At 68.1% G+C, this 26,168-nt stretch carries 19 protein-coding genes; 18 read left to right on the forward strand and 1 reads right to left on the reverse strand.

What is annotated here, in order from left to right:
- Positions 1–30: 30 nt before the first annotated feature.
- The 13 genes from hisG (at position 31) to Q9R17_RS17805 (ending at position 15,034) form a co-directional block, all read left to right on the forward strand.
- Positions 31–942 (forward strand): ATP phosphoribosyltransferase, encoded by a 912-nt coding sequence (gene hisG / locus Q9R17_RS17745; protein ID WP_308155896.1) that lies wholly within the window; start codon positions 31–33, stop codon positions 940–942.
- Positions 939–2,234 carry a histidinol dehydrogenase gene (hisD, locus tag Q9R17_RS17750; protein ID WP_308155897.1) on the forward strand — a complete coding sequence of 432 codons (1,296 nt, stop codon included), beginning with the start codon at positions 939–941 and terminating at the stop codon, positions 2,232–2,234. Before hisG ends, hisD begins: the two co-directional genes overlap by 4 nt.
- A complete protein-coding gene (gene hisC / locus Q9R17_RS17755) occupies positions 2,231–3,325 on the forward strand; it encodes a histidinol-phosphate transaminase (protein WP_308155898.1) in 1,095 nt (364 codons plus the stop codon). The genes hisD and hisC overlap by 4 nt, the downstream gene beginning before the upstream one ends.
- The gene (hisB, locus tag Q9R17_RS17760) at positions 3,322–4,395 is read left to right on the forward strand and encodes a bifunctional histidinol-phosphatase/imidazoleglycerol-phosphate dehydratase HisB (protein ID WP_308155899.1); all 1,074 of its coding nucleotides are present in this window, start codon (positions 3,322–3,324) and stop codon (positions 4,393–4,395) included. Before hisC ends, hisB begins: the two co-directional genes overlap by 4 nt.
- On the forward strand, positions 4,392–4,994 hold the full coding sequence (gene hisH, locus Q9R17_RS17765) for an imidazole glycerol phosphate synthase subunit HisH (protein WP_308155900.1): 603 nt from the start codon (positions 4,392–4,394) through the stop codon (positions 4,992–4,994). Before hisB ends, hisH begins: the two co-directional genes overlap by 4 nt.
- Positions 4,991–5,725, forward strand: coding sequence for a 1-(5-phosphoribosyl)-5-[(5-phosphoribosylamino)methylideneamino]imidazole-4-carboxamide isomerase (hisA, locus tag Q9R17_RS17770; protein WP_308155901.1), 735 nt, complete (start codon positions 4,991–4,993; stop codon positions 5,723–5,725). Before hisH ends, hisA begins: the two co-directional genes overlap by 4 nt.
- The gene (hisF, locus tag Q9R17_RS17775) at positions 5,719–6,495 is read left to right on the forward strand and encodes an imidazole glycerol phosphate synthase subunit HisF (RefSeq protein WP_308155902.1); all 777 of its coding nucleotides are present in this window, start codon (positions 5,719–5,721) and stop codon (positions 6,493–6,495) included. Before hisA ends, hisF begins: the two co-directional genes overlap by 7 nt.
- Positions 6,485–7,120 carry a bifunctional phosphoribosyl-AMP cyclohydrolase/phosphoribosyl-ATP diphosphatase HisIE gene (gene hisIE / locus Q9R17_RS17780; RefSeq protein ID WP_308155903.1) on the forward strand — a complete coding sequence of 212 codons (636 nt, stop codon included), beginning with the start codon at positions 6,485–6,487 and terminating at the stop codon, positions 7,118–7,120. The genes hisF and hisIE overlap by 11 nt, the downstream gene beginning before the upstream one ends.
- 99 nt (positions 7,121–7,219) lie before the next feature.
- Positions 7,220–8,815 carry a calcineurin-like phosphoesterase family protein gene (locus tag Q9R17_RS17785; RefSeq protein WP_308155904.1) on the forward strand — a complete coding sequence of 532 codons (1,596 nt, stop codon included), beginning with the start codon at positions 7,220–7,222 and terminating at the stop codon, positions 8,813–8,815.
- Positions 8,816–8,938: 123 nt separating this feature from the next.
- Positions 8,939–9,961, forward strand: a complete 1,023-nt coding sequence (locus Q9R17_RS17790; protein WP_308155905.1) for a glucokinase — start codon at positions 8,939–8,941, stop codon at positions 9,959–9,961.
- Between the two features lie 86 nt (positions 9,962–10,047).
- Complete coding sequence (locus Q9R17_RS17795; RefSeq protein ID WP_308155906.1) at positions 10,048–11,046, forward strand: N(4)-(beta-N-acetylglucosaminyl)-L-asparaginase; 999 nt, start codon at positions 10,048–10,050, stop codon at positions 11,044–11,046.
- Positions 11,043–11,780 (forward strand): copper homeostasis protein CutC, encoded by a 738-nt coding sequence (locus Q9R17_RS17800; protein ID WP_308155907.1) that lies wholly within the window; start codon positions 11,043–11,045, stop codon positions 11,778–11,780. Before Q9R17_RS17795 ends, Q9R17_RS17800 begins: the two co-directional genes overlap by 4 nt.
- Positions 11,781–12,076: 296 nt before the next feature.
- Positions 12,077–15,034: a TonB-dependent receptor gene (locus Q9R17_RS17805; protein WP_308155908.1), complete on the forward strand. Its 2,958-nt coding sequence runs from the start codon at positions 12,077–12,079 to the stop codon at positions 15,032–15,034.
- Between the two features lie 231 nt (positions 15,035–15,265).
- Here the strand turns inward: Q9R17_RS17805 and Q9R17_RS17810 are convergent, their stop codons facing one another.
- Complete coding sequence (locus tag Q9R17_RS17810) at positions 15,266–18,352, reverse strand: TonB-dependent receptor (RefSeq protein ID WP_308155909.1); 3,087 nt, start codon at positions 18,350–18,352, stop codon at positions 15,266–15,268.
- Between the two features lie 557 nt (positions 18,353–18,909).
- Between Q9R17_RS17810 and Q9R17_RS17815 the strand changes: the two genes are divergently transcribed.
- The 5 genes from Q9R17_RS17815 (at position 18,910) to Q9R17_RS17835 (ending at position 26,094) form a co-directional block, all read left to right on the forward strand.
- A complete protein-coding gene (locus Q9R17_RS17815) occupies positions 18,910–21,360 on the forward strand; it encodes a GH92 family glycosyl hydrolase (protein WP_308158375.1) in 2,451 nt (816 codons plus the stop codon).
- Positions 21,361–21,458: 98 nt separating this feature from the next.
- Entirely contained in the window at positions 21,459–22,517 is a 1,059-nt protein-coding gene (locus Q9R17_RS17820; protein WP_308155910.1) for a LacI family DNA-binding transcriptional regulator, read from the forward strand.
- A gap of 41 nt (positions 22,518–22,558) precedes the next feature.
- Positions 22,559–23,866 (forward strand): L-fucose:H+ symporter permease, encoded by a 1,308-nt coding sequence (fucP, locus tag Q9R17_RS17825; protein WP_308155911.1) that lies wholly within the window; start codon positions 22,559–22,561, stop codon positions 23,864–23,866.
- Positions 23,867–23,872: 6 nt separating this feature from the next.
- The gene (locus Q9R17_RS17830; protein ID WP_308155912.1) at positions 23,873–24,868 is read left to right on the forward strand and encodes a carbohydrate kinase; all 996 of its coding nucleotides are present in this window, start codon (positions 23,873–23,875) and stop codon (positions 24,866–24,868) included.
- A complete protein-coding gene (locus tag Q9R17_RS17835) occupies positions 24,865–26,094 on the forward strand; it encodes an AGE family epimerase/isomerase (protein WP_308155913.1) in 1,230 nt (409 codons plus the stop codon). The genes Q9R17_RS17830 and Q9R17_RS17835 overlap by 4 nt, the downstream gene beginning before the upstream one ends.
- Positions 26,095–26,168 lie beyond the last annotated feature (74 nt).

The raw sequence follows: 26,168 nt of genomic DNA on the forward strand, positions 1-26,168 counted from the left end.
ATCTCCCCGAATTCCGACGAGACCTCCCCCATGAGTGCAACCCTGGCAGCCCCGGCACGCGACCGGCTGCGTATCGCCATCCAGAAGAGCGGGCGCCTGGCCGAACCCGCCCGCAGCCTGCTCAGTGCCTGTGGGCTGAGTTGGCGCGAAAGCCGCGACAAGCTGTTCTGCTACGGCGAATCGCTGCCGGTGGACCTGCTGCTGGTACGCGACGACGACATTCCCGGGCTGATCGCCGATGGCGTGTGCGACCTGGGCATCGTCGGTCGCAACGAACTGGATGAACAGGCCGCCGCGCGGCGCCAGATCGGCCTGCCTGATGCCTACCAGGCGCTGCGCGGGCTGGGCTTCGGCCAGTGCCGGCTGATGCTGGCCGTGCCCGAGGAATGGGAATGGACCGGCCCGGCGCAGCTGGCCGGTACCCGCATCGCCACCAGCTATCCGGCCATCCTCAAGGACTGGCTGCGCCGCGAAGGCGTGGACGCACAGGTGGTGGAGCTGTCCGGTTCGGTGGAAATCGCCCCGCGCTTGGGCACCGCCGACCTGATCTGCGATCTGGTCTCCAGCGGCGCCACGCTGCGCGCCAACCAGTTGACCCCGGTGCACAACCTGCTCGACAGCGAAGCGGTGCTGGCCGGCGCGGTGCGCGTGCCCGACGACGCGCGTGCCGGGCTGCGCAGCATGCTGCTGCGACGCCTGGATGGTGTGGTGCAGAAGCAGGACCGCAAGCTGCTGATGTTCCGCGCCAACGAGGACCGCGTGGACGCGCTGGCGCAGCTGCTGGCCGACGCCGAACCGCTGGTGCGCCTGCCGGGTGACGGCGGTGCGCTGCGCCTGCAGACCATGTGTCCGGGTCCACTGACCTGGCAGCGCATGGAAGAACTGGAGCGCGCCGGCGCACAGGGCCTGATGGTACTGAGCGTGGAGCGGTCGCTGGCATGAACCGCTTGATCTGGTCGCAACTTGATGAGAATGGCCGCCGTGAAGCGCTCACCCGCCCGGTGCAGGCCGTCGCGCAGCAGACCCGCGATGCCGTGGCCGCGCTGATCGCGCAGGTGCGCGCACAGGGTGACGACGCCCTGCGTGCCATCACCGCCCGTTTCGATCGGGTGGAACTGCCGTCGTTCGAGGTGGATGAAGCAGAATTCGCAGCGGCCGAAGCTGCCGTGCCGGCCGAGCTGCGCCAGGCCATGGTCGAAGCCGCCGCGCGCATCGCGCACTTCCACAAGGCCGGCATGGGCCAGGGCTACGCGGTGGAAACCGCCCCGGGCGTGGTCTGCGAACGCATGCTGCGGCCGATCGGCCGCGTCGGCCTGTACGTGCCGGCCGGCAGTGCACCGCTGCCGTCCACCGCACTGATGCTGGGCGTGCCGGCACAGTTGGCCGGCTGCCCGCAGGTGGTGCTGTGCACGCCGCCGCGCGCGGACGGCACGGCCGATCCGGCGGTGCTGGTGGCCGCGCGCCTGACCGGCGTGCAGCGCGTGTTCAAGCTCGGCGGCGCGCAGGCCATCGCTGCGATGGCCTATGGCACCGCCAGCGTTCCGGCCTGCGACAAGCTGTTCGGGCCGGGCAACAGCTTTGTCACCGAAGCCAAGCAGCAGGTGGCACAGGACGGCGTGGCCGCCATCGACATGCCCGCGGGCCCGTCGGAGGTGCTGGTCATCGCCGATGCCGGTGCCAATCCGGCGTTCGTCGCCGCCGATCTGCTGTCGCAGGCCGAGCATGGCCCGGATTCGCAGGTGCTGCTGCTGACCGACGATGCCGCCATGGTTGCTGCGGTCGAGGCGGAAGTGGCGCGCCAGGTCGCGCTGCTGCCGCGGCAGGACATTGCACGCCAGGCCCTGTCGGCCTCGCGCCTGATCCAGGTGGAAGCGCTGGCGGAGGCCTTTGCGATCAGCAACCGCTACGCCCCGGAGCACTTGATCCTGGCCCTGCGCGCGCCGCGCGACTGGCTGGGCCAGGTGCAGGCGGCCGGCTCGGTGTTCCTGGGGGATTACACGCCCGAAGCGCTGGGCGACTACTGCAGCGGCACCAACCACGTACTGCCCACGGCCGGGGCGGCGCGTGCCTACAGCGGTGTCAGCGTCGGCAGTTTCCAGAACCTGATCAGCGTGCAGAGTGCCAGTGCTGCCGGCCTGGCTGCGATTGGCAGCTGTGCCCGCATCATCGCCAGCGCCGAAGGCCTGGACGCACACGAACGTGCGGTGGCCCTGCGCATGGAGGCCGCCGCATGAGCGCCGGCATCGATGACGTGCTGGCGCTGGTGCGCCCGGACCTGCAGGCGTTTGCCGGCTACAGCTCGGCGCGCAGCCTGGCGGTGCAGGGCGACGTCTGGTTGAACGCCAATGAATCGGCCTGGGCCAACCCGGCTGACCCTGCCGGCAGCAGCCGACGCTACCCCGAACCGCAGCCGCTTGCACTGCGTGAAGGCCTGGCGGCGCTGTATGGCGTGCAGCCCCAGCAGTTGCTGGTCGGCCGTGGCAGCGACGAGGCGATCGACCTGCTGGTGCGCGCCCTGTGCGTGCCGGGCCGCGATGGTGTGCTGGTGACCTCGCCGGTGTTCGGCATGTATGCGGTCTGCGCGCGCCTGCAGGGGGCACCGCTGATCGACGTTCCACTGGTGGAGGGCGAAGATGGCTTGTGCGCTGATCCGGACGCGGTCATCCGCACGGCACAGACACAGAATGCCAAGCTGGTGTTCCTGTGTGCACCGTCCAACCCGGCCGGCAGCGATATCGGCCTGGCCGATATCGAACGGGTGGCCACCGCACTCCGTGGGCAGGCCCTGGTGGTGGTCGATGAGGCCTATGTCGAGTACGCGCAGCGTGCGTCGGCGACCACGTTGCTGGCCGCGCACGCGAATCTGGCCGTGCTGCGCACCCTGTCCAAGGCACATGCGCTGGCGGCGGCACGCATCGGCAGCCTGATCGCCGCCCCGGAGCTGATCGCCGTGCTGCGTCGCTGCCAGGCACCGTATCCGGTGCCGACCCCATGCGCCGAGCTGGCCGTGCAGGCGCTGCAACCGGCTGCCCTGTCGCGTACCGCCGAGCGGGTGGCCACGGTCATCGCCGAGCGCGAGCGCCTGTTCGCCGCTTTGCCGGGTCTGCCCGGCGTGCGCCGCGTGTACCGCTCGTCCGGCAACTACCTGCTGGCCCGCTTCGCCGATGCGCAGGCCGCGTTCGACGCACTGCTGGCCGCGGGCGTGGTGGTGCGCGACCAGCGCGCCGCGCCACAGCTGGGCGATGCGCTGCGCATCAGCATCGGCAGCCCTGAAGAAAATGACCGCGTGCTCGCGGCCCTGTCGGCCCGGAGGGCTGCTGCATGACCCCCATCCTGTTCATCGACCGCGACGGCACCCTCATCGAGGAGCCGGACGATTTCCAGATCGATGCCTACGAGAAACTGCGCTTCGTGCCGCAGGTGATCCCTGCGTTGTTGAAGCTGCGCGATGCCGGTTACCAGTTCGTCATCGTCACCAACCAGGATGGCCTGGGCGGCGAGGCCTATCCGCGCGCCAGCTTCGATGGCCCCAACGACCTGATGCTGCAGATCTTCGACAGCCAGGGCATCCGCTTCCGTGACGTGCTGATCGACTGCAGCTGGCCGCAGGACAACGCGCCCACGCGCAAGCCGGGCATCGGCCTGATGACCGCCTACCTGCAGGACCGCAGCATCGACTGGGCGCGCTCGGCGATGGTGGGCGACCGCATCACCGATATCCAGTTCGCACAGAACCTCAACATCCGCGGCTTCCAGCTGCGTACCGCGCAGTTCGGCGGTGAATGGGACTGGCCGGGCATTGCCCACGCCTTGGCCGATGCGCCGCGCACCGCGCTGGTCCAGCGCAACACGAAGGAAACGAAGATCCGCGTCGCGCTCGATCTGGACCGGGCAGGGGAGGCGCACACCGCCACCGGCCTGCCGTTCTTCGACCACATGCTGGAACAGATCGGCAAGCACGGTGGCTTCGCGCTGGACATCCGTGCCGAGGGCGACCTGCATATCGACGAACACCACACCATCGAGGACACCGGGCTGGCCCTGGGCCAGGCGCTGCGCGAAGCGCTGGGCGACAAGCGCGGTATCGGCCGCTATGGCTTCACCCTGCCGATGGACGAGACCCTGGCCAGCGCCGCGCTGGATTTCAGTGGCCGGCCATATTTCGTGTTCGAGGGTGAATTCAAGCGCGAGCGCGTGGGCGACATGCCGACCGAACTGGTGCCGCACTTCTTCCGTTCGCTGTGCGATGCCAGTGGCCTGAACCTGCACCTGCAGGTGCGCGGCGACAATGACCACCACAAGGTGGAAGCCTGCTTCAAGGCGTTGGCGCGGGCATTGCGCCCGGCGCTGGCGCGGCAGGGCACCGCGCTGCCCTCGACCAAGGGGGCGCTGTGACCGACGTCGCCCTGATCGATGCCGGCGGTGCCAACCTGGGCTCGGTGCGCTACGCGCTGGAGCGGCTGGGCGCGCGGGTACGGCTGGTCCGCGACGCGGCCGGGCTGGACGGTGCGCAGCGGGTGATCCTGCCCGGTGTCGGTGCCGCGCGGCCGGGCATGGCCCGCCTGCACGCACAGGGGCTGGTGGAGCCGCTGCGCCAGCTGCAGGTGCCGCTGATGGGCATCTGCCTGGGCATGCAGCTGTTGTTCGACCGTTCCGAAGAGGCCGATGTGGAGACGCTCGGGCTGATCCCCGGGGTGGTGCACAAGCTGGTGCCGGCCACCGGCATCCGCGTGCCGCACATGGGCTGGAACCGTCTGCTGCCCCTGCGTGATTCGGTACTGCTGGACGGCGTGCCGGCGCGCGCCAGCGCCTATTTCGTGCACAGCTATGCCGCGCCGTTGAACAGCCACACCGTGGCCGCCTGCGACCACGGCGGGCTGTTCACGGCCATCGTCGAGCATGGCCGCTACTACGGCGCCCAGTTCCACCCCGAACGCTCCGGTGACACCGGCGCGCTGCTGCTGCGCAACTTCCTCGAGAACCTCCCTGCATGAGCTTCACCGTCTATCCCGCCCTGGACATCCGCGAGGGCCGCGTCGTGCGCCTGCGCCAGGGCGACTATGCCCAGGAAACGCGCTATGGCGACGATCCGCTGCCGCGTGCGCAGGCCTTCGCCGCGCAGGGCGCACAGTGGATGCACCTGGTCGATCTGGATGCGGCACGGGCGGGCGGCTATACGCTGGCGCCGCTGCTGGCGGCCATCCGTGCGCATACCCCGCTGCAGGTGCAGACCGGTGGCGGTGTGCGCGGGCGTGATGACGTGGCGCGCATCCTCGATGCCGGCGCGCACCGCGTGGTGGTCGGCTCGCTGGCGGTGCGCCGCCCTGACGAGGTGCTGGGCTGGCTGGACGAGTTCGGTGCCGAGCGCCTCACCATCGCACTGGATGCGCGCCAGGATGCGCAGGGGCAGTGGCAGCTGCCGGTACATGGCTGGACCGAGGACGCCGGGGTGACCCTGGATGCGCTGGCCCAGCGCTACGCGCAGGCCGGCATGCGCCACCTGCTGTGCACCGACATCGCCCGCGACGGCATGCTGGCCGGGCCGAACATCGGCCTTTACCAGCATCTGTCGGCGCTGTTGCCGGGTGTGGCCGTGCAGGCGTCCGGTGGCATCCGTGACGTGGCTGATGTCACTGCCTCGCGGACGGCCGGCTGCGGTGGTGCCGTGCTCGGCAAGGCCCTGCTGGAGCAGCGCCTGGACCTGGTCGAGGCCCTGGCATGTTGAGCCGGCGCATCATTCCCTGCCTGGACGTGCGCGATGGCCGCGTGGTCAAGGGCGTGCGCTTCCGCGACCATGTGGACATGGGCGATATCGCAGAACTGGCCCAGCGCTACCGCGACCAGGGCGCTGACGAGCTGGTGTTCTATGACATCGGTGCCAGCCCCGAAGCGCGCTCGGTGGACGTGGGCTGGATCGAGCGCATCGCCCGCCTGATCGACATTCCGTTCTGCGTGGCCGGTGGCATCGACAGCGTGGAGACCGCGCGGCGGGTGCTGTTTGCCGGCGCCGACAAGGTATCGATCAATTCACCGGCCCTCGGGCGCCCGGCGCTGATCAACGAACTGGCCGAGGAGTTCGGCGTGCAGTGCGTGGTGGTCGGCATCGATTCGGTGCGCGAGGATGACGGACAGTGGCGGGTGCGGCGCTTCAGTGGCGACCCGGACAAGACCCAGGCGGTGGCCCGGCGCACGCTGGACTGGATCGTGGAGGCGCAGCAGCGCGGTGCCGGCGAGATCGTGCTGAACTGCATGGACAGCGACGGTGTGCGCCGCGGCTACGATGTGGCCCAGCTGCAGCAGGCCCGCGCGCTGTGCAGCGTGCCGTTGATCGCCTCCGGTGGCGCCGGCACCCGCGAGCATTTCGCCGAGGTGTTCGACCGTGCGGATGTGGACGGGGCGCTGGCGGCCAGCGTGTTCCACAGTGGTGCGATCGCCATTCCGGCATTGAAGGCTTACCTGCGCGAACAGCAGATCGAGGTACGTGATGTCTACTGAAGCCACCGCCATCCAGGTCCTGCCGGGCGCCGAAGCACTGCAGGGCCTGGACTGGGCCAAGGGGGACGGGCTGCTGCCGGCCGTGGTCCAGCATGCCGACACCCTGCAGGTGCTGATGCTGGGGTACGTGAGTGCCGAATCGCTGGCGGCGACGCTGGCCAGCGGCCACATGACCTTCTTCAGCCGCAGCAAGCAGCGGCTGTGGACCAAGGGCGAGCAGTCCGGGCACGTGCTGGCCGTGCAGGCCATCCGTGTGGACTGCGATGACGACACCCTGCTGGTGACCGCGCGCCCGGCCGGGCCCACCTGCCATACCGGCGCGGACAGCTGCTTCCCGCAGGCGCCGAAGGATTTCCTCGGCGGCCTGCAGCACCTGGTGGCCACGCGCGATGCGCAGCGCCCGGCCGGCAGTTACACCACCACGTTGTTCGAGGGGGGAATCCGCCGCATCGCGCAGAAGGTGGGCGAGGAGGGCGTGGAGACCGCACTGGCCGCCGTGGCCCAGGACGACGCGGCGCTGCTGGGCGAAGCGTCGGACCTGCTGTATCACCTGCTGGTGCTGCTGCAGGCGCGCGGGCTGTCGCTGGATGATGCGCGGGCGGTGCTGGAAAAGCGCCATCGCTGACGCTGGCGTGGTGCCAGACCCTGCCTGGCGGCGCCACGAAATGCAGCCGGGCATGGCTCGGCCCTACAATAAGCAGACTTTCAAATCCGGATCGCCCCCATGAAACTGCCTGCCGCCTGGCTGTGCTGCCTGTTGTTGACCACCGCACCGGCCTGGGCAGCGCAGACCATGGTCAGCGGCAAGGTCTACCTGGAGCGTGACGGCAAGCCCGGGCGTGGCGCCACCGACCCCGGGCTGGCGGGGGTGCAGGTGTCCAATGGCCAGGCCATCGTCAAGACCGCCGCCGACGGCAGCTACTCGCTGCCCGTGGATGACGGGCAGACAGTGTTCGTCATCAAGCCCGATGCCTACCGTTTCCTGCTGGCCATCGATGGCCTGCCCAGCTTCTGGCGCCACTACCGCCCCAACGGTTCGCCGGCCCTGAAGTATGGCGGTATCGCCGCCACCGGCGAGTCCACCCGGGGCTGGGATTTCGGCCTGCAGCCCGAGCGCCGCGCGGACTCGCGCAAGGGCCTGCAGATGCTGGTGTTCACCGATTCGCAGACCGCCAGCCTGAAGGACATCGGCTACTACGAGCAGTCCATCGTCGGCCCGCTGGTGGGCCGCACGCAGGCACGGCTGGGCACCACCCTGGGCGACATCGTCAGCGATGACCTGTCGCTGTACCCGGCCATCAACAAGGTGACCACCCGCCTGGGCGTGCCGTGGTTCCATGTGCCGGGCAACCATGACCTGGATTTCGATGCGGCCAACGACCAGCAGTCGCTGGAAAGCTGGCGCAACATCTACGGCCCGGACACCTACGCGGTGGAAGAGGGCGGGGCCAGTTTCGTGTTCCTCGATGATGTGGTGTACGACCCGAACGCCAAGCCGAAGTACGTGGGTGGCCTGCGGCAGGACCAGTTCGCGTTCCTGGAAACCTACCTCAAGGGCCTGCACCGCGACCGCCTGCTGGTGCTGGGCATGCACATCCCGCTGTTCGATGCTGCGCCGGGCAAGGAAACCTTCCGCCGCGCCGACCGCCAGCGCCTGTTCGCCCTGCTCAAGGATTTCCGCAACGTGCTGGTGCTCAGCGGCCACAGCCATACCCAGCAGCACTACTACCATGGCAAGGCCGACGGTTGGCAGGGTGACCGGCCGCTGCACGAGTACAACGTGGGGGCCAACTGTGGCGCGTTCTGGTCGGGCGTGAAGGATGCGCACGGTACCCCGGACAGCACCATGAGTGACGGGACGCCGAAGGGTTATGCGCTGCTGGATATCGCCAGCAACGGCACCTACCGGCTGCAGTACCGCGTGGCCGGTGCGCCGGCCAGCGAACAGATCGGCCTGCATGCACCGAAGGTGCTGCGCCAGGGGGCCTACCCGGCCTGGGGCGTGTATGCCAACGTCTACATGGGCGAGGATGCCAGCGTGGTCGAGTACCGCATCGACGGCGGTGCCTGGCAGCCGATGGCCCAGGTGCGCCAGCCCGACCCGCGGTTGATGGTCGAGAACGTCGCCGATGACCTGGCCACGCGCCTGCGCGGCTACGACCGCTCGCCCGAAGCCACCGCCTCGCCGCACCTGTGGCGCGGTGCGTTGCCGACCGGGCTGGCGGTGGGCAGCCACAAGGTGGAGGTCCGTGCGACCCAGCCCGATGGTGCGGTGTTCACCGCCACCACCAGCTATAGTCTGCAGCCGGCCCAGCCCTGAGGGCGGCCCGGCAGGGGGAGGGGCCGGCCTGTGGGCCGGCCGCCGCCATTCATCCGCCACGCTAGGCAAAGCGCCGCCGATGATCGAGAATCGGCCGGATTCAATCGATCCAAGCGAGCCAGCGTGAACCTTGCAGCTGCGTCCCCGGTTTCCCCTTCCGCCGCCGAAGCCGGTGGCGTGCGCACGCTGGTGGTTGCCGACGTCGGGGGCACCTTCGCGCGGCTGGCCCTGGCCGATACGGTGCCGGGCCAGACCCCGCGGCTGGGCGGTTACCGCACCTATGCCTGTGCCGAGCACCCCAGCCTGGCGGCGATCCTGGCCGATTTCGTGGCGGGGCTGGAACGGCCGGTGGACGAGGCCGTGGTGGCCATTGCCGGGCTGCTCGACGGCGACAGCCTGATCAATTCCAACCTGCCGTGGACGGTGTCGGTGGACGCCACGCGCCAGCAGTCCGGACTGGCGCGGCTGCAGCTGATCAATGATTTCGAGGCGGTGGCGCTGGCCATTCCCTACCTGCAGGCCGACACCCTGGTGCCGCTCAATGGCGATGCCGATCCGGCACCGGCCTTCCCGGCCCTGGTGCTGGGGGCAGGCACCGGACTGGGGGCGGCGCTGCGCTTCGCCGATGGCGAACGCCCGGTGCTGGCCAGCGAAGTCGGCCACGCCGCGCTCAGTGCCGGCACCGCGCTGGAGCTGCAGGTACTGGCGCGGCTGCTGGAGCGCTGGCCGCATGTGGACAACGAGCGCGTGCTGTCCGGCAGCGGTCTGATGAACCTATACCCGTGCCTGTGCGCGTTGCGCGGCGCTGTACCGCAATGGACCAGCACCGAGGCGCTGATCGCCGCCGCGCGCAGTGGCGAGGACGCGCTGGCCGTGGAGACACTGCAGGTGTTCAGTGCCTGGCTGGGCAGCCTTGCCGGCGATCTGGTGATCGCCTTCGGCGCGCGTTCGCTGTACCTGGCCGGTGGCATTTCCACGCATGTGCAGGACTTCCTTGCCGATGGCCGTTTCCGCGAGCGCTACCTCAACAAAGGCGTGCTCAGCGAGGTGGTGCGGCAGGTGCCCGTGTGGCGGGTGGAACATGGCCAGCTGGGCGTGCTCGGGGCGGCGGCCTGGCATGCTGCACGCAGCCCGGCGCAGCACTGAGGACGGCAACAGGCGCGTTACGCACACGCAACCACGCTGTCGCCGGCCGTGATGCCGGCCACGGCATCACGAAGGGGAACAACAGCATGGTGGATCGCAGGCAGTTCCTGCAGGCCGGCGCACTGGCCGCAGGCGTGGCGGCGTTGCCGGGCGTGCGCGCCCGCACGCAGGGTGGGGCGAAGGTCGTATCGACCTGGGATTTCGGCGTGCCGGCCAACCAGGCCGCCTGGAAGGTGCTGTCCAGCGGCGGCAGTGCACTGGACGCGGTGGAGGTGGGCGCACGCTGGGCTGAAAGCGAGCTGTGCAATCCCACGGTCGGCCACTGCGGCAATCCGGACCGCGATGGCGTGCTGAGCCTGGATGCCAGCATCATGGACGGCGATGGCCGCTGTGGTGCGGTAGCGGCGCTGGTGGACATCCTGCATCCGGTCTCGGTAGCGCGGAAAGTGATGGAAAACAGCCCGCATGTGCTGCTGGTGGGCGAGGGTGCCCAGCAGTTCGCGGTGCAGCAGGGCTTCGAACGCCAGCATCTGCTGACCCCGCAGGCCGAAGCGGCCTGGCGCGAGTGGCTCAAGACCGAGAAGTACCAGCCGCAGATCAACGCAGAGCGTCGTGGCCTGCCGGGCAACCAGGACAACCACGATACGATCGGCATGCTGGCGCTGGATGCCAAGGGCCGCCTGGCCGGTGCCTGCACCACCAGCGGCATGGCCTGGAAACTGCACGGGCGGGTGGGTGACAGCCCGATCATCGGCGCGGGCCTGTATGTGGACAACGAGGTGGGCGCGGCCACGGCCTCCGGCGTGGGCGAGGAGATGATCCGCAACGCGGCCTCGTTCCTGGTGGTGGAACTGATGCGGCAGGGGCGTACGCCGGCGCAGGCCTGCCGCGAAGCGATCGATCGGGTGGTGCGCAAGCGGCCCGAGGCCAGCCGTACGCTGCAGGTCTGCTTCCTGGCGATGAACAAGCATGGCGATGTGGGGGCCTATGCGCTGCATCGGGGGTTCGTGTACGCCGTCTGCGACGGGCAGCGCCAGGACGCGTTGCTGGATTCGCCCTCCATCTATACGAGCACGCAGACGTGAACACGCCGCGCACGCTGGAGATCGCCAGCAATTCGGTGGCGTCGGCGCTCGCGGCGCAGGCCGGCGGGGCGGACCGCATCGAACTGTTCGACAACCTGGCCGAGGGCGGTACCACGCCCTCCCACGCCAGCATCGCCGTGGCCCGTGAGCGGCTGCGCATTCCGCTGTTCGTGCTGGTGCGCCCACGGCCGGGCGATTTTCATTACGACGCGCTGGAAGCGGAACTGATGCTGCGCGACATCGCCCAGTGCCGGGCACTGGGGTGCGATGGCGTGGTGATCGGTGCGCTGGATGCGCACGGTGGCATCGACCTGCCACTGTGCCGCGAACTGGTACAGGCAGCGGGCCCGCTGCAGGTGACTTTCCACCGCGCGTTCGACGCGACGCGTGACCTGCCGACGGCGCTGGAACAGGTGATCGGCCTGGGGTGCCAGCGGGTGCTCAGTTCCGGCGGCCGTGCCAGCGCGGAGGCGGGCAGCGAGGTGCTGGCCGGGCTGGTGAAGCAATCCGCCGGGCGTATCCAGGTGATGGCCGGGGCGGGGCTGGGGCCGGCCAACGTCGCCTCGGTGGCCCGCCGCACCGGTTGCCAGGAGCTGCATGCCTCGGCCAAGGCGCCGCGCCATTCGGCCATGGCCTTCCACAACCCTGCGCTGACCGGACTGGATCCCCACTGGAGCCAGTCCGATACCGCCGTGGTGGCCCGCCTGCGGCAGGCGTTGGATGCCATGGCATGAATGCAGGATGACTCGTTTGCGCAAGCTGTCGCGTGCGGGTCATGTCGTTGTGTTGGGCGGTACGTCGGCGTACTGCCCAACGTGTTGATTTTACTTGGGTGAAGCGGCGCGTGCTGTCATGAGATGGCGCGCTGCTGCGGCGCAGCATGATTCCCTGGATTCAGCTGTGCTTAATTTGGATCGATCCAGATGGAAAGGTGGGGCCGCCGGGGCGACCCCGGTTCCGCCTTGCCCGGTCTTCGCTGGAGCACGCCGTCCTGCCGTTCGTGTCCCACCCCATTCCAGAGCAACCACCCATGGCTCATTCGTCCCGCCCCCGGCGCCACCTGCTGTCCCATTCCCTGTTGCTGGCCCTGCTGCCGTTGGCTGCCCATGCCCAGCAAGCCCCTGCCGACGCCCCGCAGAACCTCGACACCGTCACCGTCACCGGTTCGCGCATCAAGCGCTCGGCCGTGGAAGGCCCGGCCCCGGTGAACATCATCACCGCCGCGCAGATCCAGAAAGAAGGCTTCGTCACCGTCTACGACATGTTGACCACGCTGACCGAAGCCACCGGCACGGTCGAGGCGCCGTCGCAGTGGGGCTCGCACACGCCCAACGCCAGCGGCCTGAACCTGCGCGGCATGGGCCCCAACCGCACCCTGCTGCTGGTCAACGGGCGCCGCGTGGCGGATTACCCGCTGCCGTACGGCGGTGAAACCAACTTCTCCAACTACAGCAACATCCCGGCCGCCGCCGTCGAGCGTGTCGAAGTGCTGACCGGTGGTGCCTCGGCCATCTACGGCTCGGACGCGATCGCCGGCGTGGTCAACGTCATCCTCAAGACCCACTACGACGGCGACCAGGTGCGCGTGCGCGGCGGCACCTCCACCGAAGGCGGCCGCGATACCTGGGACCTGTCCTGGGCCGGTGGCAAGACCGGCGACAGATGGAGCGTCACCTACGCCCTGCAGTACAACAAGCGTGACCCGCTGTTCGGCCGCGACCGTCCGGCGATGGACGATGCCGACGACGCGCCGTACGCGTCCTGGAACATGGAGCAGCGCAAGGTCGGCTTCCGTCCCACCACCGGCCTGGCGCTGATCGATTCCAGCACCGGCCGCCGCCTGGCGCCCCCGGCCGGCACCTGCGAGAAGTTCAACGGCGAGTACTACACCGCTGACCGCCTGGTCTACAACTACGGCACCAACACGGTCAGCAACACCGGCCAGCTGTGCGGCATGACCGCCGACTACGCCAACTGGCTGCTGACCGGCGGCTCGGAAAACGTGTCGGGCAACCTGTATGGCACCTTCGACTTCGACAATGGCCTGCAGGCCTGGAGCAACCTGGCCGTCTACCATTCCAAGGCGCTGTGGGGCACCAGCCCGCCGAGCGTGTACCTGGTGGACGATGCCAATGGCTACTTCTGGGACGCCAACCGCAATGCGCCGCTGATCGGCTCGCGCCAGTTCACGCCGAACGAAGTGGGGGGCCTGAAGAACCTGCGCAATACCAACCAGGAACTGTCCTTCGACTGGAGTGCCGGCCTGCGCGGCCGCCTGGCCGACCGCTTCGACTGGAGCGCCACCATCGGCCGCTCGTACTACCGCGTGGAAGAACGCCAGAACGTGGTCAACAAGCAGAAGTCGTACGACTTCTTCCTCGGCCCGCGCCTGGGCACCACCGCCGACGGCGAAGCCATCTATGCCCTCAACGAGCAGCGCTGGTGGAACCCGGTCACCCCCGAGCAGTACTGGCAGATGGGTACGGTCGCCAAGAACCGTGCCTCGTCCTACGTCAACCAGGCCTCGGCGGACATCACCGGTGACCTGCTGCAGGGCTGGGCCGGCCCGATCTCCTTCGCCGGTGTCGTGGAAGTGGCCAAGCAGGGCTATCAGCTGGGGCCGGACCCGCGTGCCGGCATCGATTTCGACCTGCAGAACGTGGACCGCGGCGGTGGCGAACGCACCCGCTATTCGGCCGGCCTGGAGTTCAAGATCCCGCTGCTGGAATCGCTGACCGCCACCGCCGCTGCGCGCTATGACCGCTACGGCAGCTACAAGGCCAGCGACAGCGCCAACGCGCTGGACATCGGCAGCCAGAAGGAAACCACCTGGAACGCGGGGCTGGAATGGCGCCCGTTCGAGACGCTGCTGGTGCGTGGCTCCTATGCCACCAGCTTCCATGCCCCGGACATGCACTACCTGCTGGGCCAGCCCAGTTCCTCGGAAGTGCAGACCACCGACCGCCTGCACTGCATCCAGAGCGGCGCCTACAAGGTCAACAACTGCGGCGTCGGCAACAACGACGTCTGGTACACCTTCGACGTGAACCGCCGTGGCACCCCGTTGCTGCGCCCGGAAACCGGTGATTCGTGGACGGTCGGCTTCGTCTGGGACGTGCTGCCCAATGCTTCGCTGACCGCCGATTACTGGGTGATCAAGCTGGAGGACATGATCGTCGACGTGGGGTCGGATGAAATCCTGTCCGCCGAAGCCGGCTGCAAGACCGGCCTGAACATCGACGGCACGCCGTGGAGCAATCCCGGTGGCAGCGCCTACTGTGATGGCATCCTGGCGCGGGTGAATCGTGATGCCAACGGCCGCCTGGTATCGATCGAGCGCGGCCCGTTCAACCTGGCCCAGCGCACGGTGAAGGGCATCGACGTGACCGCACGTTACCGGCTGGACACCAATGCCTTGGGCAACTTCCAGTTCTCGCTGAACTACACCAACCAGCTGTCGACCAAGGAACAGCGCTACGCCGCCGATCCGAACCCGGAACGCCGTGACCGCGACCTGCGCAGCAAGATCCGCGGCAGCGTGGCCTGGCAGCTGGGCCGCTGGAACGCGAACGTCTTCGCTGACCGCGTCGGTTCGGTGCCGGGCGTACGCTACCACTGGGGCACCGACCGCCTGGACAATCCCGGGGGCTGCCTGCCGTTCGCCGATGGTTACGTGCCCAGCGACAGCCCGTCGGCCAACTGCAGTGAGCCGCTGAACCTGCCCAACGGCGCACCGAACCCGAACCCGAACGCGGGCAAGTCCACCGAGCGCTATTTCGGTCGCGTCGGGCCGTTCATCACCTGGAACGTCAACGTGGGCTACCAGGTGACCGAGCACGCCAAGGTGAACCTGTACGTCAACAACGTGTTCAATTCGGCCAGCTGGAACCACAAGGACCCGTACAAGCTGGACTACGATTTCGCCCCGACCCGCCTGCTGAGCGCGGTTGGCCGCGAGTTCGCACTGGAATACGTGTTCGACTTCTGATCCGCACCGCCGATCCTGGCACCCCTGCAAAGGCCCCGCTTCGGCGGGGCCTTCGCGTATCCGCGTAGCGCCACGCCCTGCGTGGATGCCCCCGATGCCGACGCCGTAGATCCACGCCATGCGTGGATGAACCATCCGGGCCCCCCGAACCCCGCCCACAAAAAACGGCAGCCACCTGTCCCAGCGCGGCTGCCGTGGAGGATCGTCCCCGCACAGGGCGGGGGTGGTGCCTTAGAACTTGTAGGTCACGCCGAAGTACAGCTGGCGGCCGGAGTAGGTGTTCGAGTACAGGCGCGACAGGGTGTCGTTGCCCAGGTGGATGCGCTGCTCGGACTTGGTGGCGTTGATCACCGACGCGGTGACGGTCCAGTCCGGGGTGATGTTGTATGCCGCGTTCAGGTCCAGCTGGTCATACGGCTCGGAGTACTGGGTGAAGCCGTTCTGCAGGCCGCCCACCACTTCGCCGCGGCGGTTGAACGAGGCGCGGGCCAGGAACTTGTCGTTCTCGTAGAACACGGTCACATTGGCCTGGTTCTTGGCGCTGCCCACCAGCGGCGACGAACCGATTTCCTTGCCGTCGATCTCGATCGAGGCCAGGTTGGTGTCGTTGTAGGTGTAGTTGGCCTGCACGCCGAAGCCGAAGCCGAAGGTGTACTGGCCGTACAGTTCCACGCCCTGCGACACGCCGTCACGGCCGTTGGCCTGGGTGGAGTAGTTCTGCACGGTCACGTTCTCGCCGCCGACCATCATCTGCACGTCACGCACGACCGGGACGGTGAAGTTGTCCACGTTCTTGCGGAACAGGCCGATGCCGGCTACCGCGCCCGGCTTGAAGTACCACTCCAGGCCGACGTCGAACTGGGTGGCCTTGAACGGCTCCAGGTTCTTGTTGCTGCCGCTGCCGGACCAGCCCTGGGTCGGTGCACCACCGGCGACGCGGCGGTCATTGACGTACTCCTGGCTGAAGAACTGCAGGCTGCCCGGCGCGGCGATGCTGGTGTAACCCGGGCGGGCGATCACCTTCGAGGCGGCGCCACGCAGCACCAGGTTGTCGGTGATGTCCCAGGCGATGTTGAAGCTGGGCAGCACGTCGGTGTAGGTCTTGTCCACGCCGATCAGCTCGTAGGTCTTGCTGCGGGCCATCGCGTCGGGCAGGCGCACGAAGCCGCTTTCGCAGCCATACCCGGTGTTGGAGCCGATCAGCGCAGCGGCCGCCGGGTCGTTGCAGGCCATCGGCGAACCGGCGGCATTGTTCTGGAAGTAGTCGTTGAACTTCTCGATCGAATCGCTGGACTGGGCGAACTGCTCGGTGCGCACCACGCGGAAGCCGACGTTGCCGCGCAGGCGCTCGGTGCGGAAGTTGGCCTGGAAGTAGCCCGAGTAGATCTTCTCGTTGACGTTGTAGACGAAGTCGTCTTCCTTCCGGTTCTGCATCTGCCCGTAGCGGGAGTTCAGGTAGTTGATGTAGGCCGGGTAGTTGATGCCGGGGAAGATGTTGGCGTTGAAGCCGCCGGCGATGTTGCCGATCGGGTTGTCCAGGAAGAAGCCCGGCTGGGCGATGCCAGCGGTCGAATCGCAGCCGGCCTGGTAGCGCTTGCTGTAGTCGGACGGGTCGGCGCCCTGGCAGACCCAGTAGGAATTGCCGGTGTTGCGGTGGACCTTGCCGTCACGGTACTTCACGCCGAACTGGATCGAGTCCAGCCAGCCCTGTTCGAACAGCTTGGTGAAGTCGGCCTGGAAGTGGCTCTGCTTGACGCTGGTCTGCATCCACGACGAATCGGTCGAGCCGGTGTCGATCTCGGCGATGCCGGCCTTCAGCTGGTCCTGCAGGTTCTGCGCGAAGGTCACGCTCGGGGTGCCGTTGAGGTCCCAGGCGGTGTAGGTGTTGCCGGCCTGCCACTGGCCATCGACCTGGCGGCGCGGCTTGGCGGCGGTACGGAAGTTGACCGACGGGCCACCCTCGGACCAGGTGCGGCCACCGCTGAAGCTGGCCTTCCACAACGGGCTGATGTCCCAGTCGATGGTCAGGTCGGCGGTCTGCGAGAGGGCCTTTTCCTTGCTGTAGTTGCCGGTCAGCTGCGGGGTCGGCACGGTGCAGTCATCCGGGCCCCAGCCGCCCGGCGGCAGGCCGGCGGCAGCGGCCTGCTGCTCACTGCAGATGTAGTTCTTGCCCGGCTGCAGCTGGTATTCGGCCGAGGTGACGTTGCGGCCACTGGCATCGAAGCCCAGGCCGTTGAGCAGGCGGCCGCCGGCCCAGTTGCCGTCCTTGTTGTAGCGGGCCAGGTTCCACTCCGGCACCTTGAGCATGTTCTGGACGTAGTCGCCCTGCAGCTCGAAGCGGAAGTAGTTGGCGGTCATCGTCACGTTGTCGACCGGCTTGAACTGGAAGGTGAACTGGCCACCCTTGCGCTCACGCTGCTCGTCGCGCACGGCGAAGTTGACCGAGGTCGGCATGAAGAAGTCGGAGTAGTTGCCGCCGTTCTGGTTGTTGAAGCCCGAGCGGCCCCACCAGTAGCGCACGCTGTCCGAGTCCATCGGGTTGCCATAGGCATCGCGGGCTGTGCCGGTGCCGTACCACTGGTAGTCCTCGGTGGTGACCTGCATGCTGCGGTTGGTGCGCTTCTGCTGGGTCACGCCGACCAGCACGCCGAAGCGCTCGTCCTTGCTGTGCCAGGAGTACAGGCCCGACAGCTGGCCATCGACATCGTGGCTGGTATCGGAGGTGGTGCCTTCCAGGGTCACGAAGCCGGAGTTGGCCTTCATGTCCAGCGGGCGGCGGGTGTGCAGGATGACCGTGCCGCCGATGCCGCCTTCGTCGATGCGGGCTTCAGGCGTCTTGAACAGCTCGGCGCTGGAGAGCATGTTCGACGGCAGCAGGGTGTAGTTGAACGAACGGCTGGCCTCGTTGTTGGTTTCCGAGGTGGCGATGTAGTTGCCGTTCAACTGGGTCAGGGTCAGGTCCGGGTCCAGGCCGCGCACGCTGACCGACTTGCCTTCGCCGCCGTCACGGGTAATGACCACGCCCGGCACGCGCTGCAGCGCGTCGGCGACGTTCTTGTCGGGGAACTTGCCCACGTCCTCGGCAGTGATCACTTCGACCACCGCGTTGGCTTCGCGCTTCTGCGACAGGCTCTTTTCGATGGCGTAGCGGTAGCCGGTGACCTGGACGCTGTCCAGGGTGGTGGCGGCATCCTGGCCCTGCGGTGCGGGGGCCGGCGCCTGCTGGGCGAACGCGGTGGCCGGCAGCAGGGCGGCCAGGGCGATGGTGATGGCCGACGACAGCGTGTCGCGGCCGAAGTGGCGTGCGGTGTACTTCATATGGATGCTCTCCCTCTCCCGATGTGAGCCGGTGTGACTCTGAATGACCTGAATCGATCTAATAAATGAAGCCGACTTTTCTTCAAGCGTCGGGGGCACTCTGCCCATCGCTGGGGCATCGCTTGGCAAGGTCCGTTCCGGCGCCTACTCCCGGCCATCGTGATCGGTCATGCTTGGATCGATCTAATCGCTGGCGGCGGATTTTTAGCACAGGGCAGGGCAACAGGCATGCTGCTCCGCAATATTTCCCCGTGGTGACAGGCGGGAGACGGTGCGATGACCGTGCCAGGGGCCGCCGGTGCGCGGGCCTGGGCGGCGGAAATGCCGAATCCGGACGAAAAATTGTTGCAGCGCAGAATGCAAGGCGCGAATTTCCCATGCTCTACTTTCAATCGATCTAAATTCCCCGTACCGGGGAGTCCGGATCGACCACAGGGGGTCACCGGCGCAGCCTGCCGTGCCCTGCCACGCCTGCCGGGCGAGGGCAGGGGCCAGGCCGAAGGGCCGGGCAGGCACCCTGACGCCCCGACGCGACCACAGGATGACCCATGCCCGCGATGCCGACCGTCCCCCTTCGCCCCTTCCGCCGCCCGTTGGCGGGCGTGGCCTGCCTGCTGGCCCTGTCGCTGGCGCCGATGCTGCAGGCCGCCCCGGCCGCGCTGGAGCGCGAAGTCAACACGTTCATCGGCAGCAAGGACGATGGCAACACGTTCCCGGGGGCTTCGGCGCCGTTCGGCCTGATCCAGGTCAGTCCCATCGGCAGCCACTATTCGGGCTGGCGCTATGACGATGAGAAGATCCGTGGCTTCGGCCACTCCTTCCTGTCCGGTGCCGGCTGCTGGGAGCAGGGCGGCCAGGTCTCGGTCCTGCCGGTGACCGGCAGCATCGGTCCCGGTGGCGATTTCGATACCGCCGATGCGAAGGCCTTCAACCACAAGACCTACGCCTCGGCCTACACCCACGAGGGCGAGGTCGGCCAGGCCGGCTATTACAAGGTGCGCCTGACCAGCTACGGCGGCATCGACGCCGAAGCCACCGCCCGCACCCGCGCCGCGGCCGAGCGCTATACCTTCAGCCAGCGCAGCGGCGATGGCCACGTGATGGTCAACGTCGGCCAGGCCAACGAGCGCCATTCGGTGATCGGCAGCGTGATCGACGTGGTCGGTGACCGTGCCGTGGAAGGCAAGCTGGTCACCAAGAGTTTCTGTGGTGGCCACCAGTACACCACCTGGTTCCGCATCGAGTTCGACCGCCCGTTCAAGGCCTTCGGTACCTGGGGCGAGGGCGGTGGCCTGCCGGGGGCGCGCCACAGCATGGAAGGCGAGCAGAAGCCCAATGGTGCCTGGCTGAGCTTCGACCTGGGCAAGGGCCAGTCGGTCACGGCGGTCAGCGCGATCTCCCACGTTGATGCCGAAGGCGCGCGTGCCAACCTGCGTGCCGATGGCATGCAGGGGGAGGCGCTGCTGGGCTTTGACCGCATGCGTGGCCTGTCACAGCAGGCCTGGCGCAAGGAACTGGCCGGCGTGCGCGTGCAGGGTGGCAGCGGTGATGACCGCACCGTGTTCTATACCGCGCTGTACCACGCGCTGCTGCAGCCGCTGACCGGCAGCGATGCCGATGGCCGCTACCGGGGCTACGACGATGGCATCCACCGTGCCGAGGGCTGGACCTACTACGAGTACTTCTCGCTGTGGGATACCTACCGCGCGCAGAACCAGTGGCTGGCGCTGACCCGGCCGGACGTGGCCCGCGACATCGGCCGCACGCTGCTGGCGATCGACGAGCAGGGCGGCTGGCTGCCGCGCTGGGGCTATGCCAACTTCGAAACCAACATCATGACCGGCGACCCGGTCACCCCGTTCATGGTCGACCTGTGGCGCTTCGGCGCGCTCAAGGGCCGTGAAGGGCAGGCCTGGGACGCGCTGCGCCGCAACGCCTTCAGCATGCCGCCGCTGAATTCGCGTCATGCCGGCCGTTCCGGCAATGCCAGCTACCTGGCCAACGGCTATGTGCAGTACGACCGCGCCGTGCCGTCCAAGGGCATGGATGTCGACCCGCACCACGGCGGCTCGGCCACCCTGGAATACGCGCTGGCCGACTGCGCGCTTTCGCAGATGGCCGTCGGACTGGGCCACGACCAGGATGCGGCGCTGCTGCGCGAACGCGGCCGCAACTGGCACAAGGTGTGGGACCCCTCGGTACGCGATGCCGAGACCGGCTTCACCGGCTTCCCGCGGCCGCGTACCGACGGCGGCCCGTGGTACGTGCCGGCCAACGGCCAGTACAGCCCGCGCTCGGACCATGGCTTCCATGAAGGTACCGCCTGGCAGTACCAGTGGCTGGCCCAGCAGGATGTGCCCGGCCTGGTCGAGGCCATGCATGGGCGTGAGCAGGCGGCCCGCCGGCTGGATACCTTCTTCGCCATGGACGCGCTGACCGCCGACCCGCTGCAGGCCGCGCGCAAGGAATGGGTGGTGGGCCCGTACAGCTACTACAACCAGTACCGCTACAACCCGAACAACGAGCCGGACCTGCACGCGCCGTGGATGTACACGCTGATCGGCCAGCCGTGGAAGACCGCCACCGTGCTGCGTGCGGCCCAGCAGCTGTTCACCAACGCGCCCAATGGTGTCACCGGCAACGATGACCTGGGCACGATGTCGGCCTGGTACCTGTTCAGCGCGATCGGCCTGTACCCGGCGGTCCCGGGCAGTGGCGAGTTCCTGCTGCACACCCCGCGCTTTGCCAAGGTCGAGATCGACATGGGCAATGGCCGCACCCTGCGCGTGGATGCCCCGGGGGCCGACGGCCAGCGCCTGCAGTACGTGCAGGGCGTGCAGGTCGATGGCAAGGCCCATGCCCCGGTGTGGCTGGACTGGAACCGCCTGCAGCAGGGCCCGCGCGTGCGCTTCGCCCTGGATGCCAAGGCGCCGGAACAGGGCTGGGGCACCCAGGTGGCCGATCTGCCGGTGTCCTGGTGCGCCGCCCCGGGCAGCGTGCTCAAGTGAGCCATTGCCGTGCCGCTCGCAGGACCCCAGCGAACGGCACGGCACGGCGTGGCCGCGATCCATTAGGCTTGCAGCACCGCTTGGACGCCACGGACACCATGAACGATTCCACCAGCAGCTCCAAACCCACCCGCAAGGGGGACAACCGCCCGGTCACCGTGACCGACATCGCCCGTGCGACGGGGGTGTCGCGCGCCACGGTGTCACTGGTGCTGCGTGGCAGCCCCCTGGTCAATGTCGATACCCGGGCACGGGTGGAGGCCGAGCTGCGCAAGCAGCGCTATGTCTACAACCGCGCGGCCGCCAACCTGCGCCGGCGCACCTCCAGCAGCATCGCGCTGGTCATCAACGACCTGTCCAACCCGTTCTTCGCCGAATTCGCTTCCGGGGTGGACGAGGCGCTGGGCGGCAAGGGCTATGTGACCCTGCTCGGCAGCACCGGCGAATCGCCGCAGCGCCAGCAGGCGGTGCTGACCACGCTGATGGAACACACGCCGGCGGGCCTGATCCTGTCGCCGGCCGAAGGCAGCCAGGTCAGCGAACTGCGGCAGGCGCTGGGCGCCAATGCCAACGTGCTGCTGTTCAACCGTGAACTGGCCGGGGCGGATTGGGATTTCCTGACCCTGGACAACCAGCAGGGGGCCTGGCAGGCCACGCGCCACCTGATCGAGCGCGGCCATCGCCACATTGCATTCTTCGGCGGCCATGCCGATTCCAGTTCCTGCCACCAGCGCCGTACCGGCTACCAGCAGGCCCTGGCCGAAGCCGGCCTGCAGGTGCGCCCGGAGTGGCTGATCGAATCGGCGCCGAACCGCCTGGAAGCGGCGGCGCGTACCAGCGAACTGTTCGCCAGCAAGGAACGTCCCAGTGCAGCGGTCTGCTACAACGACACCGTGGCGCTGGGCCTGATGCTGGGCCTGACCTCGCGGGGCATCCGCCCCGGCGGCGATTTCGCGGTCACCGGCTTCGATGATATTTCCGAGGCGGCGGTGGCCGTACCGCCGTTGACCACGCTTACCGCCGACCCGCGTGAACGCGGCCGGCAGGCCGCCGCGCTGCTGCTGCAGCGGCTGGACACCCCCGATGCCCCGCCGACCCGCACCGTCGCCCCCGTGCAGCTGCGGATCCGCGAAAGCAGTGCCGCCCGACCTACCTGACCCCCTTCCACCCACCCAACGCATCCAAAGGCGCGCCACGCATGCCGATCTCTTCAACGCCCCTGTCAACCCGAGGTTCCTCGGCAACGGCGGTCACCCCGCGCGTCGCCCTGGGCGTGGCCACCACGATCTTCTTCATGTGGGGTTTCCTGACCAGCCTCAATGACGTGCTGATTCCGCACCTGAAGGCGGTGTTCGAACTGAACTACACCCGGGCGATGCTGGTGCAGTTCACCTTCTTCGGCGCGTACTTCCTGATGTCGCTGCCGGCAGGGTGGCTGGTGGCGCGGCTGGGTTACAAGAACGGCATCGTGGCCGGGCTGGTGATCGCCGGCGTCGGCGCACTCGGCTTCTGGCCGGCCGCTGCGCTGCGCATGTACGAAGCCTTCCTGGCCTCGCTGTTCGTGCTGGCCACCGGCATCACCGTGCTGCAGGTGGCTGCCAACCCGTACGTGGCGCTGCTGGGCCCGGAACAGACCAGTTCCAGCCGGCTGACCCTGGCGCAGGCGCTGAATTCGCTGGGTACCACCCTGGCCCCGCTGTTCGGCGGCCTGCTGATCCTGGGGACCACGGTCAAGAGCGGCGACCAGATCGATGCGCTGCCGGCCGCCGAGCAGATCGCCTACCGCGCCGCCGAAGCGCAGTCGGTGCAGGGCCCCTACGTGGGCTTGGCGATCGCGCTGGTGCTGCTGGCCATCTTCGTCTACCTGTTCCGCCTGCCGTCGCTGACCGAGGACACCGAACAGGCCGACACTAGCCACCACACCCTGCTGGACGCCCTGCGCGAGCCGCACGTGCTGTTCGGTGTGCTGGCGATCTTCTTCTATGTGGGCGCGGAAGTGTCCATCGGCAGTTTCCTGGTCAACTACCTGTCGATGCCCGACATCGGCGGCATCACCGAGCAGCAGGCCACCCACTACGTGTCCGCCTACTGGGGCGGTGCGATGATCGGCCGCTTCGCCGGTTCCTGGCTGCTGGTACGCTTCTCGCCGCGTCGCCTGCTGGCGTTGTTCGCCGCAGCGAACATCGTGCTGCTGGGGGTGACGCTGATGTCGGCCGGGCAGACCGCGGTGTACTGCATCGTGGCCACGGGCCTGTTCAACTCGATCATGTTCCCGACCATCTTCGCGCTTGGCATCGAGCGCCTGGGGCCGCTGACCAGCAAGGCCTCCAGCCTGCTGATCATGGCCATTGTCGGCGGTGCCGTGCTGCCCCTGCTGCAGGGCGCGCTGGCCGACCACATCGGCGTGCACTACAGCTTCGTGCTGCCGGTGCTGTGCTACGCCTACATCATTTTCTACGGCCTGGTGGGCTCGCGCCCCCGCGTAGGCAACATCCGCGGAGACTGAGGCCACATGGGAAAGATTGTTTGTTTCGGCGAGATTTTGATCGATCTACTCGCCCAGCCGCCGGCATCGCCGGAGACCCCGCGCGCCTTCCTGCAGTATGCCGGTGGCGCGCCGGCCAACGTTGCCGTGGCCGCCGCCCGGCTGGGGGCGGACACCCAGTTCGTGGGCATGCTCGGCCGCGACATGTTCGGTGACTTCCTGGCCGAGAGCCTGGCCGAACATGGCGTGGGCACCGACCATATCGTGCGAACCGATGCGGCCAAGACCGCGCTGGCGTTCGTTGCCCTGGACGCCAGTGGCGAACGCAGCTTCAGCTTCTACCGGCCGCCGGCCGCGGACCTGCTGTTCCGTGACAGCGATTTCCAGCCGGCCAGCTTCGTCGATGCACGCTGCTTCCATGTCTGCTCCAACAGCCTGACCGAGCCGGCCATCGCCGAAGCGACCTTCGCCGGCATGGACCGCGCGCGCGCTGCCGGTGCCGTGGTCAGCCTGGACCTGAACCTGCGTCCGGCCCTGTGGCCGGCCGGTGCCGACCCGCTGCCGTGGCTGTGGCAGGCACTGGAACGCGCCGACCTGGTCAAGCTCTCGCGCGAGGAACTGGACTACCTGGCCGCGCCGCTGGGGGCCGACGGTGATGCGCAGGTGCTGCGCCGCCTGCTGGCCGCACAGGCGCGCTGGGTCATCATCACCGACGGCGCTGCGGCGCTGCGCTGGTACACCCGGGATGCACAGGGCAGCGTGCCCAGCTTCCGCGTGGCCACCGTGGACACCACCGCCGCTGGCGATGCCTTCGTGGGGGGCGTGCTGGTCGGGCTGGTCGAGCGCGGTGGTGCAGGGCCCGGCTTTGCGGCGTTCTGCCAGGATGCCGACGCCATCGCCGGCACGCTGCGCTTTGCCGCCGCTGTCGGTGCACTGGCCGTCACCCGCAAGGGCGCCTTCGCCGCCATGCCTTCACTTGATGAAGTGCAGCAGCTGCTGCACGCACAGGAACTTACCGCATGACCACGACCTCCCCCGATTTCCGTTCGCCGGACTTCCTGCGCGGCCATATCGCGCACACGATGGCGTTCTACCACCCGCACTGCATCGATCCCAACGGCGGCTTCTTCCACTACTTCAAGGATGACGGCAGCGTCTATGACGCCGGCCACCGCCACCTGGTGAGCAGCACCCGCTTCGTGTTCGACTACGCCATGGCCTACCGTGAATTCGGTGATGCGGCCTACCTGGAGGGTGTGCAGCACGGTGTGCGCTACCTGCGCGAGGTGCACCGCAACCCGGCCACCGGCGGCTATGCCTGGACGATCCGCGACGGCAAGGTCGAGGACGACATGAACCACTGCTATGGCCTGGCCTTCGTGCTGCTGGCCTACAGCTGTGCGCTCAAGGCCGGCATCGAGCAGGCGCGTGCGTGGATGGACGAAACCTGGCAGCTGCTGGAAGCGCGCTTCTGGGAGCCGCAGTACAGCCTGTACAAGGACGAGGCCGACGCGCAGTGGAACTTCACCGGCTACCGTGGCCAGAACGCCAACATGCACATGTGCGAGGCGATGCTGGCCGCGTTCGAGGCCAGCGGCGAGCAGCGTTACGTTGATCGCGCGCTGCTGCTGGCCGATACCATGACCCGCCGCCAGGCGGCCAAGGCCGGTGGCCTGGTGTGGGAACACTACGACGTCAACTGGGACATCGACTGGAACTACAACCTGGACAACCCAAAGCACCTGTTCCGTCCGTGGGGCTTCCAGCCGGGGCACCAGACCGAATGGGCCAAGCTGCTGCTGATCCTGGACCGGCATGTGCAGGCCGACTGGCTGGTGCCGACCGCACAGCACCTGTTCGACGTGGCGGTGGAGCGCAGCTGGGATGAAGCGCGTGGCGGCCTGTACTACGGCTTCGCGCCGGAAGAACGCCGCCAGCCGGGCATGGACGGGGCGCCGATCGCCGGCGACAGTTTCGTCTGTGATGACGACAAGTACTTCTGGGTGCAGGCCGAAACGCTGGCCACCGCCGCGCTGATGGCCAAGCGCACCGGCGATGACCGCTACTGGCAGTGGTACGAGCGCATCTGGGCGTATTCGTGGGAGCACTTCGTCGACCACCAGTACGGCGCGTGGTTCCGCATCCTCGATGCCGACAACCGCAGGTACAGCGACGAGAAGAGCCCGGCGGGCAAGGTCGATTACCACACCATGGGTGCCTGCTACGAAGTGCTGAACGTCGTGCGCTGAGCGCACCCGGCGCGCCGCGAACGGGGAGCCGGGCCACGCCCGGCAGGAAGCATCGGTAGCGCCAGGCCATGCCT

It is taken from the genome of Stenotrophomonas sp. 24(2023) (assembly GCF_030913365.1).
Lineage (GTDB): Bacteria > Pseudomonadota > Gammaproteobacteria > Xanthomonadales > Xanthomonadaceae > Stenotrophomonas.